At 70.0% G+C, this 14,236-nt stretch carries 12 protein-coding genes and 1 pseudogene; 5 read left to right on the top strand and 8 right to left on the bottom strand.

The window, feature by feature from the left end; all coding sequences use genetic code 11:
• Positions 1-77: 77 nt before the first annotated feature.
• Positions 78-1,301, bottom strand: coding sequence for an MFS transporter (locus ACTHNC_RS01350; protein WP_440292790.1), 1,224 nt, complete (start codon positions 1,299-1,301; stop codon positions 78-80).
• A 71-nt stretch (positions 1,302-1,372) separates the two neighbouring features.
• Here ACTHNC_RS01350 and ACTHNC_RS01355 point away from each other — a divergent pair, with 71 nt between their 5' ends.
• Positions 1,373-2,332: a GlxA family transcriptional regulator gene (locus ACTHNC_RS01355; protein WP_440292791.1), complete on the top strand. Its 960-nt coding sequence runs from the start codon at positions 1,373-1,375 to the stop codon at positions 2,330-2,332.
• A 60-nt stretch (positions 2,333-2,392) separates the two neighbouring features.
• Here the strand turns inward: ACTHNC_RS01355 and ACTHNC_RS01360 are convergent, their stop codons facing one another.
• Entirely contained in the window at positions 2,393-3,775 is a 1,383-nt protein-coding gene (locus tag ACTHNC_RS01360; RefSeq protein WP_440292792.1) for a DUF222 domain-containing protein, read from the bottom strand.
• Between the two features lie 159 nt (positions 3,776-3,934).
• Positions 3,935-4,402 carry a VOC family protein gene (locus ACTHNC_RS01365; protein ID WP_440292793.1) on the bottom strand — a complete coding sequence of 156 codons (468 nt, stop codon included), beginning with the start codon at positions 4,400-4,402 and terminating at the stop codon, positions 3,935-3,937.
• Between ACTHNC_RS01365 and ACTHNC_RS01370 the strand changes: the two genes are divergently transcribed.
• On the top strand, positions 4,380-4,775 hold the full coding sequence (locus ACTHNC_RS01370; protein ID WP_440292794.1) for a VOC family protein: 396 nt from the start codon (positions 4,380-4,382) through the stop codon (positions 4,773-4,775). The two genes, ACTHNC_RS01365 and ACTHNC_RS01370, sit on opposite strands and share 23 nt — an antisense overlap.
• A 25-nt stretch (positions 4,776-4,800) precedes the next feature.
• Here the strand turns inward: ACTHNC_RS01370 and ACTHNC_RS01375 are convergent, their stop codons facing one another.
• Genes ACTHNC_RS01375 through ACTHNC_RS01390 form a run of 4 tightly spaced genes read right to left on the bottom strand, consistent with a single transcriptional unit; the run spans position 4,801 to position 12,243 of the window.
• Positions 4,801-5,541, bottom strand: coding sequence for an ABC transporter ATP-binding protein (locus ACTHNC_RS01375; protein WP_440292795.1), 741 nt, complete (start codon positions 5,539-5,541; stop codon positions 4,801-4,803).
• The gene (locus tag ACTHNC_RS01380; protein WP_440292796.1) at positions 5,538-6,503 is read right to left on the bottom strand and encodes an ABC transporter ATP-binding protein; all 966 of its coding nucleotides are present in this window, start codon (positions 6,501-6,503) and stop codon (positions 5,538-5,540) included. The genes ACTHNC_RS01375 and ACTHNC_RS01380 overlap by 4 nt, the downstream gene beginning before the upstream one ends.
• The gene (locus ACTHNC_RS01385) at positions 6,500-9,280 is read right to left on the bottom strand and encodes an FtsX-like permease family protein (protein ID WP_440292797.1); all 2,781 of its coding nucleotides are present in this window, start codon (positions 9,278-9,280) and stop codon (positions 6,500-6,502) included. The genes ACTHNC_RS01380 and ACTHNC_RS01385 overlap by 4 nt, the downstream gene beginning before the upstream one ends.
• On the bottom strand, positions 9,277-12,243 hold the full coding sequence (locus ACTHNC_RS01390) for a hypothetical protein (RefSeq protein ID WP_440292798.1): 2,967 nt from the start codon (positions 12,241-12,243) through the stop codon (positions 9,277-9,279). The genes ACTHNC_RS01385 and ACTHNC_RS01390 overlap by 4 nt, the downstream gene beginning before the upstream one ends.
• Positions 12,244-12,329: 86 nt before the next feature.
• On the opposite strand from ACTHNC_RS01390, the gene ACTHNC_RS01395 reads away from it, so the two are divergent.
• The 3 genes from ACTHNC_RS01395 to ACTHNC_RS01405 are packed head-to-tail and all read left to right on the top strand — an operon-like array spanning position 12,330 to position 13,957.
• Complete coding sequence (locus tag ACTHNC_RS01395; RefSeq protein WP_440292799.1) at positions 12,330-13,187, top strand: siderophore-interacting protein; 858 nt, start codon at positions 12,330-12,332, stop codon at positions 13,185-13,187.
• 57 nt (positions 13,188-13,244) lie between these two features.
• Positions 13,245-13,727, top strand: a complete 483-nt coding sequence (locus tag ACTHNC_RS01400; RefSeq protein WP_440292800.1) for a MarR family winged helix-turn-helix transcriptional regulator — start codon at positions 13,245-13,247, stop codon at positions 13,725-13,727.
• Positions 13,724-13,957: a zinc ribbon domain-containing protein gene (locus ACTHNC_RS01405; protein ID WP_440292801.1), complete on the top strand. Its 234-nt coding sequence runs from the start codon at positions 13,724-13,726 to the stop codon at positions 13,955-13,957. The genes ACTHNC_RS01400 and ACTHNC_RS01405 overlap by 4 nt, the downstream gene beginning before the upstream one ends.
• A 15-nt stretch (positions 13,958-13,972) precedes the next feature.
• On the opposite strand, the pseudogene ACTHNC_RS01410 reads toward ACTHNC_RS01405, so the two are convergent.
• Positions 13,973-14,236 (bottom strand): annotated as a pseudogene (locus ACTHNC_RS01410) (DNA-3-methyladenine glycosylase 2 family protein); the annotation flags it as partial.

Consider the following 14,236-nt stretch of genomic DNA (forward strand, 5'->3'; position numbering starts at 1 on the left):
CGGCACCGCGTGGCGCGGCGTGCGGCGCAACGATCCGTGCGTGCTGGCCGCGACGGGCGCAACGTTCGGCGCGGCGATCACGACCGCACGAGTCGTCGCATCGACGTGACGCCTATTCCCACCACGACCGAGAGCACGATCAGAACGAGCCCGAGCATCCGCCAGCCGGGGACGGTGGCGAGCACGCCCGCACTCAGTGACCCGACGACCTGGAAGCCGTTCGTGATCACCTCGGCGATCGGCTGCACGCGGCCGCGCTCCGCCGCGAGGTAGGTCCGCGTGATCATGGCGCTTCCGCCGCTGTATGCCAGGTTCCAGCCGACGCCGACCGCGAGCATCGCCGTGAGGAATGCCCACTCCGCCGTGGAGACCGCAGCGGCGGCGCCGGCCACGACGATGATCGCCGCTCCAACGATCGCGATGGATCGCTCGCCCACCCGTCCGATCACCTTCGCGATGACGAAGCCCGGCGCGAACATGCCGACCATGTGCAGCTGAACGGCGAGCGCGGCATCCGCCTGGGTGTGCCCCATCGCCATGCCCGCGATCGGGCCAGCCGTCATCATGGACGTCATCGCGAATGCCGCGAACGACGTCACGGCGATGCCGGTGAGGAGGAGCGGCTGGCGCCACAGCACGCGTCGCGACCTGGGTTCGACGAACGACTCCGTGGATGTCTGCACTTCGTCCGCGCGTCCGCAACGCCCCTGCACCGCGAGTTCGTGCGGCAGGAACGCGTTCCACAGTGCGGCGAGTGCTCCGAAGAACGCCACCATGAGGTAGCTGGCGACGAAGGCGACGGGCAGCAGGGCATCGACCCAGGTCGCGAGGAAAGGGCCGAGAAGGGCGGCGACAAGGCCGCCCGCAAGCACGGTGGTGACGGCTCGCGCGCGTTGACTGCCTGATGCATCCGCTGCCGCGTACCGGTAGTAGCCGGCGCCGGCGGAGTAGACGCCGATCAGGCCGGTGCCGATGCAGAACAGCCAGAACGTGTCGAGCTGGATGGCGAGCGCCGAGACGAGTCCGGCCAGGATGGCGACGCACGCGGCAGCGGTGAACATGGTGCGGTATCCGTAGCGTCCGATCAGCCGCGAGAACAGGAACGTCGAAGCGACGGCGGCGATCGGTATCAGGCTGAACGGGAGTGTCGCAAGGGCGGTCGTCGGTGCCAGACGTGCACCGACGATGCCGGTGAGTGTGAGGTCGACGGAGCTGCCGAGCACGTAGAGGCCCTGCGCGGGAGCGAGCCGGCGAGCGACGCGAAGGTGGGGCGCGGCATCCGTTCTGGTGATCGTCGTCATGGTGCCACTGTGGCGTCGCGGACGAATCAGACGTGAGTGGCAGGAATGACGATTTGCGATAGATTTTTGCCATGCCTGTCTCTCGTGCTCGTCGCCATCGTGTGGCCGTGCTCGCTCTCGGCCGAGCGTTGCCGATGGAGATCGGGATGCCGTTCCAGATCTTCGACCACCTCGACCTCCCGTACGAGGTCGTGCTCTGCGGGCTCGCGCCCGGTCCGGTCGAGACGACCGGCGGCTGGTCGGTGAACGCCACCCACGGTCTCGAGGCCGTGACGGCGGCGGACACGGTGATCGTTCCGGCGTTCCGCGATGCGCTCGGTAAGGTGCCGTCCGAGGTCGTCGAAGCCCTCCGCGTGGCGCATCACCGTGGTGCGCGCATGGTCTCCATCTGCACCGGGGCTTTCGCACTCGCCGCGGCCGGTCTGTTCGACGGACGTCGCGCCACCACGCACTGGCAGTACACGGATGCTCTCGCCGAGCGATACCCGTTGGTCACGGTCGACCCCGACGTGCTGTACGTCGACGAGGGAGACGTCATCTCGTCCGCCGGGGTGGCGAGCGGCATCGACGTGTGCTTGCACATCCTGCGCCTTGATCATGGTGCGGCCATCGCGAACGCCGTGGCGCGCGAGATAGTCGCGGCACCGCACCGGGACGGCGGGCAGGCCCAGTTCATCGAACGTCGGCTGCGCGATGGGATGTCGGGGGTTTCGGCATCCGAGCTGGCGGCGACGCGGGACTGGGCGATGGCGAACCTGGACCGCCCGTTGACCGTGACCGATCTCGCCGCTCACGCACACGCATCCGCTCGTACGTTCGCACGTCGGTTCACGGCCGAGACGGGAACGACACCGCTCAAGTGGCTCAATGCTGCGCGGGTGGATCGTGCCCGTGAGCTGCTGGAGACGACCGCGCTCGGAATCGATCGGGTCTCGGAGCTCTGCGGGCTCGGTACGCCGGCGAACTTCCGCACGCACTTCCGGCGAGTCACCGGCGTGAGCCCGAGTGACTACCGCCGCGCGTTCTCGTAAGGGCAGTCGCGTTCTGCTGGCTGCGTTTCGTACCTGCCGTTGGGCCGCGCTAAGGCGTGGTCATTCGCGGAGCTTGGGTCGTCTGAATTCTTCGCCGGTGTCGTGCCAGGTTCCGCCTGGGTCGATCCATCCGGGTGCGCGGACTTGTGGTTTCCCGTTGTGCATGCGGATCGCCCACCCGCCGGTGTCGATGCTCTGATGGTGGTACCAGCACACGGCGGCTCCGTTGCCGGTGTCGGTGGGTCCACCGCGGGAGTGCTCTATGACGTGGTGGTATTCGCACCACCCGGCCGGGATACGACACCCGGGGATCACACAGGTTTTGTCGCGGGCGGCGATCGCGCGGCGTTGCTGGGCGGTGAAGCAGCGTTCCGGCGCCCACAACGAGAGAATCCGACCCTCCCGCATCAACAGTTTCTGGATCCCGCCGGCACAGGCGAACTGGGTCACCGACGCCATCGGGATCGGCTCCTCCACCCCGTCCATCCACCCGGCACCACGACCCTCTACCAGGTCGTGTTGGTCGACGGTGACCAGGACGGTCGGCGCGGCACCACCCATCGACGCCACCTGGGCACTGCGGGCGGCGGCGTCGATCAGGGACGCGAACGCATCATGCCGCCTCTGCGGCGACGAACGATCATCCAACTCACCCTCGGAAGGGTGATCCCCGTCCAGGAACACGGGCTTCGACTTCGGAGACACCACCGCGGCGAGTGCTTGCTCCAGTTTGCCGGAGATCTCCGGCATCAACTCCATCCGATACCGCACCAACCCACCCCGGGTGCCGAGCCGGGTGAGGGTGCGGTGCCGCATCGCTTCCTCCGCATCGGTCTCCACCCCGTCCGGGTCCAGGGCGATCTTCCACACCGTGGCTTGGACCCGGGTCTGGTCGGCGGTGAACCCGCCCACCGCCGACGCGACCAGTTCGGCTTCTGCGGTAGCCCAGTCGGCCGGGTCCGCCCGAAGCTCCACACTCGACAGCGTGCTGATGATGATGCGGGCCGCATCCTCACCGAGATCACCGGCGGAAACCGCTGCCGCAACCGTGGGGAACTTCGGCGGCAACAGGCCACCGGTGAGCGACCCCCGCACCGTCACCGCCTGACCGAGCGCCGCCCGTCGAGCCGCGGTCGCTTCGGTCACCCCGGGAAGTCGTGCCGTCAACTCAGCGGGTGTGCGGCACCCGTTGCGAGCCGAGAGCCGTTCCGCACCCAACCCGTTCGGAGACCGTTCCAGGATCTCTCCGGCGCAGTGCGCCCGCAACGCATCCACCCGACGACCCAGCACCTCAACCGCCCGGGTCGCCGTCAGCAGGTCCTTGTCGCTGAGGCCGTGCACCTCCCCGGCCGGGAGCACACCGTCCAGGGCTGCGGCGAGCGCGTCGAACGCATCCGACAGGGTCGCCGTGGTGCCGGCGGTGGGTGCGTCCGGGGTGTTCATGTGATCAAGTCAAACACCACCCACCGACATTCCGAACCATGTCCTGACCAGCACTTTCCCCTGTGAACAACCGTACAGAACAGACGCCTGTGGACGGAAAGACAAGCGGTGTCGGAGGATCCGAACGGGCCGGGTTTCGACGAGCTCAACTCCCGTGAGCTAGCGTCGGCCGGCTGGCCGACATCGATTCTCTTCGCCCCAGGTGGAGGAGCCGCCGCACCTCTTCGTCCTGAGTCGTTTTCGTCTTGAGTCGTTTTCGTCTTGAGTCGTTCCGAATGCCCGCAGGTCAAAGTGAATCCGATTCTTGACGACCTTCTCGTCAGCAACTCGTCCGATCTCGAGCCGAAACCCGGAGCCGTCGCCAGGGCCAATGTCGGCCCCGGTGTCGTCCGACTGCAAGATGGGCCAACCGGGCACGGCGCCCCAGAACTCGGCGACGAGCCGGGGACTGATGGCGACCATCGAGATCGCCGCGATCCGACTAGTCATGCCGGAAGCTATGGGGCACCGGTGCGAGACGATCGAGACAGATCCGCGGCACCACGTTCGGCGTCGGCTCATCCCGGAACTGGACGGGCTCCTGCGCGGGCACCAGACTTGCCGCATGGAGCCGCGCCTCACCCTCATCTCGCTCGTCGTCCGCGACCTCGTCGTGAGCCGCCGGTTTTACATCGACGGGCTGGGCTGGCCGATCGAGTTCGAAGTTCCGGAAGAGGTCGTGATGGTGCGGCTCGTCCCCGGCGTTGTCCTGTCCCTTTGGCAAGAAGACAAGGCGAAGGGCGAGCTTGGGACGATCGGGCGCACGCCCGACGCCTTGCCATTCGCTCTCGCACACAACGTCGGCAGCGAGGCGGAGGTCGACGCGGCGCTTGATGAAGCGAGTGCTGCGGGCGCGAGCATCCCTACGCCTGCAATAAGGCGGGATTGGGGAGGCTACTCCGGCTACTTCGTCGATCCCGACGGATTCAGATGGGAAGTCGCGTACAACCCAGGACTCTGAAGCGGACGAGGGCTGCGACCGGGGCTCACCCGGCGGACCCCACCCCCACCCCCGACACCTCGCTCACGACGTGCCCGTCGTGCAGCTCCAGCACACGGTCGGCACGCGCGACCAGCACAGGATCGTGGGTGGTGACGACGGCAGCCGTCCCACGGTCGTGCACCAGCGTGACGAGCAGCTCCATGATCGCGCCGGCCGTGATGCTGTCGAGCTGTCCGGTCGGCTCATCCGCGAAGAGCACCTCCGGCTCCGAGATGATCGCCCTGGCGATTCCCACCCGCTGCTGCTGGCCACCCGACATCTCCGGCGGCCGTTGCGCTGCATGCTGCGTGAGGTCGACATCCCCCAGGGCCCGCGCGACACGCTGCTCCCGTTCCGCGGCAGGAACACCGAGAAGCCGCAACGGCAGCTCGACGTTCTCGGCGGCGGAGAGCACCGGGATCAGTCCGAAACCCTGGAACACGAACCCGATCCGGTCACGACGGATGCGCACCAACTCGTCCTCGCTCGCCGCACTCAGCTCCGCATCGCCGAGCCACACGGATCCGCTGGTCGGCCGATCGACGGCCGCGAGCATGTTCAACAGCGTCGTCTTGCCCGAACCCGACCGCCCCCTGATCACGAGGAGCTCGCCCGGCCGCACCTCGACATCCACTCCGGCGCACGCCTCCACCCGCGTCGCGCCCTCACCGAACACTCGGGTGAGCCCATGAGCACGAAGGATCGGGGCGATGGATGCCCGTTCCTCGGTCTGCAGCTCGGTCACCGGACCCCCTCCTCGTAGGGCTCGTCGATGCGCCCTTCGGGCTCCTCGGCCGAGCTCGCGACTGCCCCAGGATCCGCACCCGAAGCGGCCGGGACGGTCGCAGGCCGCCCAGCGGGCGAGACGCGCACGTGCGTCGTCTCCAGCTCGAGCCGCACGCGGTCGCGCAGCTGCAGCCGCGACACATATTCCGCGGGAAGCTGCAGCCGACCGGAGCGATCGATCACTGTGAACTCCTCCGCCACCGAGTGCTCGCCATCGTCGCCGTGACTGCGGAACACCTCGGTCGACGTGCGTCCGTCACGGATCAGCACGGTGCGTCGCACGTGCTCCGACACCGCGGGATCGTGCGTCACGATGAGCGTCGTCACGCCGAGCTCGCGGTTGACGGTGCGCATCACCTCGAGCACTTCGGCGCTGGTGGCATCGTCGAGTTCTCCGGTCGGCTCGTCGGCGAGCAGCACCTCCGGCTCGTTCGCCAGACTCACCGCGATGGCCACCCGCTGCTGCTCACCGCCCGACAGTTGTGCGGGCATCCGGTCCGCCAGATGCGCGATCTGCAGCATGTCGAGCAGTTCGGCCGATCGGCTTCCCCGAGAAGGGGTTCCCGCCAGGCTCATCGCCATCATCACGTTCTCGCGCGCGGTCAGGTACGGCAGCAGGTTGCGCTCGGTCTGCTGCCAGATGAACCCGACCACGTGTCTGCGGTAGTCCAGGCGCTGCTTGCGCGTGAGCGACAGCAGGTCGCGCCCTGCGACGCTCGCCTTGCCCGCTGTGGGCTTGTCGAGTCCGGAGAGGATGCCGAGCAGCGTCGACTTCCCCGATCCGGATGCGCCGATGATGGCGACCAGCTCCCCCCGCGACACGTGCAGGTTCAGCCCCTGCAACGCCTGCACCTCCACGCCCTCACCGGAGTAGATGCGTACCAGGTCGGAACAGCTGATGGCGGTATCGGTGTCGTTCACAATTCCTCCTCTGCCGCACGAAGCGTTCTCGCCGGATCGGACCGCCGCGCCGCAGCGACCGCGAAGGCCAGCGCGGCGGCGGTTCCGAGAGCGAAGAGCGCGACGACGAGCCCGACGGTGCCCGGCGAGAGCGCCAGCTCGGGTTTCGCCAGCGCCCCGGTGACGGCTCGCAGGTCGACCGCTGCCACCACGAGCCAAGACAGCCCAAGACCGGTGAGCACGCCGGCCACGATGGCCGTGGCCGCGAGCGGCACGATCTCCCACGCGACGAGCGCCGCTGACTGGGTGCGATCGAAACCGAGCGTGCGGAGCACCGCCAGCAACTTGATGCGCTGGCCCCTCGCCATCGCCAGTGTGAGCAGCAGAGCCCCGACCGCCATGAGCAGTGCGAGCACCGTTCCGGCGAGCATCAGGCTCTGGATGCCCGCCAGCAGCGGCCCCTGTCCCTGGCGCATCCGTTCCGCCTGAACCGAGTCAACGTGGGCTGCCTTGCCCGCCACCGCCTGCGCCGCGGCTGCGACCCTCGCGGTGTCGATCCCGGGGCGCACGCCGATCATCGCGAACATCGCCGTGGATTCCTCGCGCAGCGACGAAGGCACGCGCGCCTGGTCGACCAGCGCCCAGGTCTCGTCGGTGAGGAACGGCGCCGCCGAGTCCTTGGCGCGATGCACGGCGTGCACCGGCACCGTGCTCCGGCCGTTGTCGAACGTGAGGCTCGTCACCGGCGTGGACTCGGGCAGTCCGCTCACCACGACAGGAGCCGCGCCGCTGCTGCCGGCATCCGGGAACAACCGCTGCCCGTCGGCGACGTTCGCCTGTGCTGCGGCGACGGCGTGCACATCCACCAGGTACGCGGCGACGTTCTCGCCGCCCGACGTGGCCGCGTAGCCGACGAGGCGCAGCGGAGCGACGACGGTGACGCCGTCGATGCCGCGCAACTCCTTGAGCTGGGCGTCGGAGAGCCGGCCGCTCACCGTGACATCGGCGCCGACCCGGGCAACGGCATCCGTCTGGGCGCTCGTCACCAGGGTGGTGAACGTGGTGCTGGCGAACACGGCCACCGCGACGCCGGTCAGCATGGCGAAGAGCGGCCAGCGGCGGCCGGCTCCACCACGCGACGCAGCGGCCCAGCCGACCGGCGACACGGCGCCCCGCGAGGAGCGCGCCGCCCGCCCGATCAGTCGCAGAAGAGCGGGGTACACCCGCAGCACGAGCACGCAGACGGCGAACACGAGCAGGAGCGGCGTAGCCACGAGCAGCGGGTCGATGCTGGTCGGATCGGTCGCGGTGGTCGCTCCGCGCTGCAACAGCAGAACGCACGACGCACACGCCAGAGCGAGCACGAACAGCTCGGCGATGAGCGCGGTCACCGGGCGGCGCTTGCCTGCACTTTCCGGCGACGCCGTGATCGCGACGGCGCAGGGCGGCACGATCGCGCAGGCGGCGATCAGCAGAGCAGCGGATGCCGTCACCTCGCCGAACAGAACTGCCGTCGCCAGCGCCGCCCCGACTCCGCCCACGACCGCCGCCGGCACTGTGATGAGGGCGGTCTGCAGCGCGAGGGTGCCGCGCACGCGCCGCTCTGACCCGCCCCTGACCCGCACGAGCTGCAGCTCGCGGGCACGGCGCGACGTCATCAGGCGGGCGCCGACGAACAGCACGGCAACGGCGGCGCCGAGCGGACCGATCGCCACGATCGCGAGAAGTGTGGGCACCGGGCCCTCGCGCGCCGTGATGGACTGCGCGATATCGGGGAGACGGCTGGTCATCCGCAGCGGCTGAGCCGCGATCCCGGCTCCGGTATCGATGGGCTGGGCCAGGAAGCTGGTGGCGGAGGCCGAGATGTCCGGCAACGAGGCCACGTCTATCGCGGACGGCTTCACCCCGTACCAGGCGAGCACATACGGGGAGCCGAAACCCATCGCCAGTTGCGGCCAGGCATCCGGATCCATCCAGACGACGCCGTGGAACAAGGTGGTCCTCGAATCGCTCCCCGAGATGCTCTGCCCCAGGGAGTCGCGTATCGGGTCGAGCGCCCAGAAGTCGGCCGACGGATTTCGCGGGGCGACCGTTCCGACGAGCCGGAACTCCAACGCCAAGTGTTGCTCGGTGCCGGCCAGCCGCCCCAGCGTCGGCGAGGTGTTGGCTACGCCGGTGTTGAGGTTCACGGTGCGCGTCGCGCCGACGCTCCATTTCAGGCTCTTCGCCGTGGCCGCGGAAACCGCGACGTCGAGCGTGTGGCCGTCGAGCCCGCCCGTCGGCCAGGTCCCGTCGACGAGCGCCGCGTCGGACTGCAGTCGCGGGTCCGCCTCGATCGAGAACCCGAGCGCCGATCGCGGCGGATCCGTGGCCACCCGCTGAACGGGCAGCCCCACCGGCGCGTTCGGGACCGAGACGCCGTCGGAGCGGGCGACGAATCGGCCGGGGCGCGTGACGGAGTGCAGCGCAGGCTGCATGCTGTCCCGCGCCTTCTCGAGCGCGTTCGGCAGGCTCGTCATCAGCGTGCCTGCCGTGGAGGGCAGACCATCTCCGCCCGGCACGAACTGCACGGGCGCCACGCCGGTGAGGTCGCGGTCGGCCGCGGATGTCTGTGCGAGCCGGTCGCGGGCATCCGCCATCACGAGGGCACTGGTCGCGGCCGGCCACGCGACCACTCCGGCGGTGGCGAGCAGCACGATGATGCCGAGCGCGACGAAGCCGGAGCGGAACGTCTTCAGTGGGCGCAACAGCAAGGCGGCTGTGCTGCTCCGTACTGAGGCCTCGCCGCCGGTGTTCACGTCGTCGTCCTTCCCGGAACGGCGCGAACGGCGCTCCGGTACAGCGCGACGGCATAGCGCACGACGACGAGCGCGAGCACGGCGAGCAGCACCGCGAGGCATCCGATCAGCCAGACGAGGTCGAACGTGCCGACGACCGGAAGGCTCGTGGGCGCACCGGGAACGGAGCGCCTCGCCAGCGCGTTGCCCGCCACGAGCGTCACCACGATGCCGGCGAGCACGCCGCAGAGGATCGCGTAGCCCACGGCGAGCGCCGCCTCTCCGCTGCGGGTCGCCGCCTGCACCTGCGGTCGGAACCCGATGGCGCGCAGGATGACCGTCTCGCTTCTGCGTCGACGCCAGAGCGCGGCGAGACTGGCGGCGAGGGCGACGACGGCGAGGGCGCAGCATCCGTATGCGCCGAGTTCGAGGGCGAGCACGACCGGACCGATGAACCGGGTGGGAAGCGTCACGTCGGGCGTGACCACCGAGCCGGAGCCCGCGGCCTGCTGCAGCGCTGCGGGCTCGAGGCGGGCATCCTTCTGCGCGACGACGAAGACCGTGTCGACGGCGGGCAGGTCCTGCGACGTGTGCAGCATGGCCGCGGTGAGGATCGGAAGGTCGACGAGTGCCGCGGAGGCGGTGTCGGTGCCTGGCACCTGCGGTGTCACCGCGGCGACGCGGGCCTGCAGCGGACCCTGCGGAAGGTCGATGGAGGTCGTGCTGCCGACCTTGAGGCCGGTCTGCGCCGCCGTCGCCGTGCTGATCGCCACGGGCACGGCGAGCGACTGCACCTGCGGCGCGAGGCGTGCCCGCACCGACGTCGCCGTGCTCGAGGCGACGTTTCCGTCGAAACCGAGGTCGCTCGCGCGGCCGCGCGTGGCGACGCCGTCGCCGTTGTCGTACACGCCGTCCTGCAGCTGCCATCCGGTGCTCGGCATGGTCAGGCGCGTGGCACCCGCCGAGGCCGACTCGATCGACACCCGGATGTTCCGCAGCGAGACCGGCGTGTTCGCATCCGGAGCGGGCGGCAGGTCGACGGCGAGGTCGAACGCCGAGATCGTCCAGACGCCCTCCGGCAGGGGAATCGTCACCCGTTGCTCGGGAACGGATGCTCCGGCCCTGGCCACCGCGGACACCGGCACGGCGCCGGCGGACACCGGGATGACCTCACCGGTCGGGGCGGCCAGCCACGCGGTGAGGTGCGCGGTCGTCGCCTGGGAGGCACCGGCGCGAACGGTGAGCGTGACCTGCTTGGCGCCGGCCGGAACGACGATGCCCTGGCCGGCCGCCTGCACGAGGGGCCCCCATCGCCGGTTCCGGGGCGCAGCTTGCTGCGTCACGGCCGTGCGATAGGGAGCTTCAGCGCGTGATCGCCCTCCCGTGGGGGGAATCGTGCATCCGCCACTGTCGTCCTTGGCGCACTGGCTCGACCGGGTCAGATCGTCGGCGATCGTGCTCGCGTCGAACATGGCATCCGGCGCAGTGCTCAGCGCCTGCAGCTCGCTGGCACGCACGCCGACCAGGTCGACGGCGAGCGGACCGATCTGCGCGGGAATCGTCATCGCCGGCGCCGCGACGCTCACTCCGCGCACGTCGGCGATCCGTTTCAGCGGCACGGCATTCTGCGGGCCGCCGACGAACTGCGGTGCTTCGAGGTCGAGGCGGGCATCCGCGCCGACGACGAGACGCGACGAGGAGGAGAGGAATGAGACCCACGTCGCCTGGTATCCGCTGGCGAAGGTCGACACCGCAACGGCCAGCGTGAGCAGCGCGACCGGCGCCGCAAAGACGGCGGCATGCCGCGAGACCAGCCGCATCGGCAGCGACGCCACACCCGGCGACCGCGAGACACCGGTCTCGATCGCCGTCGAGACCGGTGCGAAGAAGATGACGGCGAACGTCGCCAGTGCGCACAGCACGGCGGCAGGGGCGATGACCGCGATCGGGTCGACCGGACCGGCGGATGCCTGTCCCTGCACGAACCGCCACATCGAGATCCCGGCCATGGCGAGCAACACCAGGGTCGCACCGGCCGAGATGCCCAGCCGGGTGCGACCGGACAGCTGACGCGCCTCGCCGGATGCCCGCTCCGCCGCCAGAGTGGAGAACGCGAGCACGACCGCGACCGAGCCGATCAGCACGCCGATGCCGGGAAGCACGAGAGCGGTGGAACCCGGCATTCCCACCGTGAGTGCAAGCGTGACCGCGGCTGCGGCCGCGCCGACCAGGCATCCCGCGACGGCGGAGAGGACGATCTCGACGGAGTCGGCCAGCACGATCACACGAACCGAGGCGCCCCGGGCCCGCAGCAGACGGGTCTCGTTGTCGCGGGCATCCACGAGCAGCCCAGCCAGCAGCGAGAGGGCGATCACGCCCGCGACGGCCAGCACGGATGCCGGCACCGGCAGCACCGCGGACAGCGCCTCGTTCGCCTGCTCCATGCGTGCGAGCGCCTCGGTGCCGCCGCCGGAGACCGCGACGCTCGTGTCGCTCATGCCGGGCAGGCCGCTCACGACGTCGCCCATCCGGGACTCCGCGCGGCGCACCGCGGCGAGCTGGTCCGGGCGGATGCGCGAGGCATCCGGAGTCACTGTCCAGCGGGTGGAGCGCGCAGCGCCTTGGTCGTCGTTCGTGACGATGACCGGCAGCCCGGCGAACTCCTTGTGCAGAGCCGCGCGCACGTCCGCCGCCGACGGATGCTGGTCGCCGGCGCTCCAGGTCCACGACACCGTGCGCGACACGGATGACGCGGGGCCGGTCTCGAGCGTGCTACGCACCGAGGAGGTCGGCGCCTGCGCCGCGATGCCCACGATCACGCCGACGAGCGCGGCGACGATCGCGATCGTTCCGGCCATCGCGGCCAGCAGGCCGATCTGCGCGCGCGACCGCACGCGCCACAGCGCGCCGCCTGATTCGCGGGGGTGTCGGGCGTAACTCGACGGCGAGCCGTGCGCGTCAGGTGGGGTCTTCCCGGCGGGCACCCGCCCACCCTAGTACCGACCGTCCTACCCACTGGAAGGCCGGGCGGGGTCGGTGCGCATTTGCGCGCTGGAGGTAGCGTCGAGACATGGCCACACGCGATCACCTTCGCCACGAGATGGCGATCCGGCTCCTCACCGTCTCGCACATCGATCAGCTGACGCCCTCCATGGTGCGCGTCACGCTCATCGGCGACGCCCTCGAAGACTTCTCCGCACCGGGCCCGACGGACCACGTCAAGGTGTTCTTCCCCGATCCGGCCACCGGGGAGTTGACGATCCCCGAGCTGCGCGCCGACGGGCTGCACCGCCCGACCGACGGCGTGATCATCTCCCGCGACTACACCCCTCGGCAGTTCCGCCCCGCCCCGTTCGGCGCTGCTGAGCTCGACATCGACTTCGTGCTCCACGCTCCGGATGCCGCACACGGCAACCCGAAGGACCCGGCCGGCGGCGGTCCCGCCTCTGCCTGGGCCGCCGCGGCGCATCCCGGCGACGAGATCGCCGTCGCCGGGCCCCGCGGCTCGCACCTGGCGCCGCGCGACGTCTCCGAGGCCGTGCTGATCGCCGATGAGACCGCGCTCCCGGCGTTCACCAGGTGGCTCGACCTGTTGCCGGCATCCACTCGCATCACGGCACTGCTCGACGTCGCAGACGAGGAGGTCGAGCCGTACCTCACCTCGGAGCAGCTGAAGCGCGCCTCCGTCGAGTGGCTGTACCGCGAGGACGGCCCCGGGCAGCTAGACGAGGCGGTGCGCTCGCTGGACTTCGCACCGGATGTCTACGTGTGGGCGGCGGGCGAGGCATCCTCCCTCGTGCCGGTGCGCCGGTACCTCAAGCACGACGCCGGACTGCGCCCCGACCAGCTCGACGTGCAGGGCTACTGGAAGCGCGGCATCGTCAACCGCGACCACCACGAGCCGATCGACCCGTCAGACCCGGACTGACGCACCCGGCGATCCATCGGGATTGACGATGCATCCGGTCGGCGCGACTCTGATCGCGTGACCGAGAACGCGAGCCCGAACGAGCGAGCGGCAGACGACGCCCAGACTTTCGACCGGCTGTTCCAGCAGGTTTACCTCACCTATCACCGCCGCGACGGCAAGCGCAGCGCACTGCCCGGCGCCTCGCGAGCAGTGCTGACGCACCTGTCGATGTCTGGACCGCTCTCGGTCGGCGAGCTCGCCGAACACCTCGACCGGGCCCAGTCCGTCGCCAGCGACATCGTCACCGGCCTCGAACGCAAGGGCCTGCTCGAGCGGCGTGCAGACCCGGCCGACAGACGCCGCACCTTCGTCTGGCTGACGGATGCCGGCCTCGACGTGCTGCGTGATGACGCGAGCGTTCTGGCGTTGCCGCTCCTGGCATCCGCTCTCGAACGGATGCCCGCAGTGCGTAGGGCGGAACTCCTCGCGACGATGCGCGCGCTCGTCGACGCCTCCTACCTCTCGGAAGTTCCACATACAGAAGGAGAACGACCATGACCACCGATCTCACGTGCGAAAGCTGCGGCATGCCGATCGAGAGCGGCCGCTACTGCGCCAACTGCACGGACGCCGACGGCAACCTGCAGAGCTTCGACGAGCGCTTCGAGCGGATGACCGCCTGGCAGCAGCGCTCGCATCCCGAGCAGAGCCGCGCCGAAGTCGAGGAGGCGACGCGGGCGTACATGTCCACGATGCCGGCCTGGAAGAACGACCCGCACCTGGCGTGAGGAGCGCTCCCGCCCTCACCGCCGCCGGTGGTCGGTGATCGTCGCGCGCGGACCTCGCCGCTCCTGCCGTCGACCGGACGCGAGGATCAGCCGCACCACGCGCTGCCGCTGGCCGGCCCACGGCTGCAGGAGTTCGAGCATCCCGTCGTCATCGGTCTTCGAACCGGTGAGCGCGTATCCCACGATCGACGCCAGGTGGTAGTCGCCGACGCTGATCCGGTCGGGGTCGCCGTGCGATCGCTGCAGCGTCTCGGCGGCCGTCCACACACCGACGCCGGG

Source organism: Humibacter sp. (genome assembly GCF_051954055.1).
Lineage (GTDB): Bacteria > Actinomycetota > Actinomycetes > Actinomycetales > Microbacteriaceae > Humibacter.

Bases quoted from the DNA above. Each gene is read 5' to 3' on its own strand.
- ACTHNC_RS01355 (WP_440292791.1), top strand. From the start codon at position 1,373: ATGCCTGTCTCTCGTGCTCGTCGCCATCGTGTGGCCGTGCTCGCTCTC.
- ACTHNC_RS01350 (WP_440292790.1), bottom strand. From the start codon at position 1,301: ATGACGACGATCACCAGAACGGATGCCGCGCCCCACCTTCGCGTCGCT.
- ACTHNC_RS01365 (WP_440292793.1), bottom strand. From the start codon at position 4,402: ATGAGGGTGAGGCGCGGCTCCATGCGGCAAGTCTGGTGCCCGCGCAGG.
- ACTHNC_RS01405 (WP_440292801.1), top strand. From the start codon at position 13,724: ATGACCACCGATCTCACGTGCGAAAGCTGCGGCATGCCGATCGAGAGC.
- ACTHNC_RS01360 (WP_440292792.1), bottom strand. From the start codon at position 3,775: ATGAACACCCCGGACGCACCCACCGCCGGCACCACGGCGACCCTGTCG.
- ACTHNC_RS01395 (WP_440292799.1), top strand. From the start codon at position 12,330: ATGGCCACACGCGATCACCTTCGCCACGAGATGGCGATCCGGCTCCTC.
- ACTHNC_RS01370 (WP_440292794.1), top strand. From the start codon at position 4,380: ATGGAGCCGCGCCTCACCCTCATCTCGCTCGTCGTCCGCGACCTCGTC.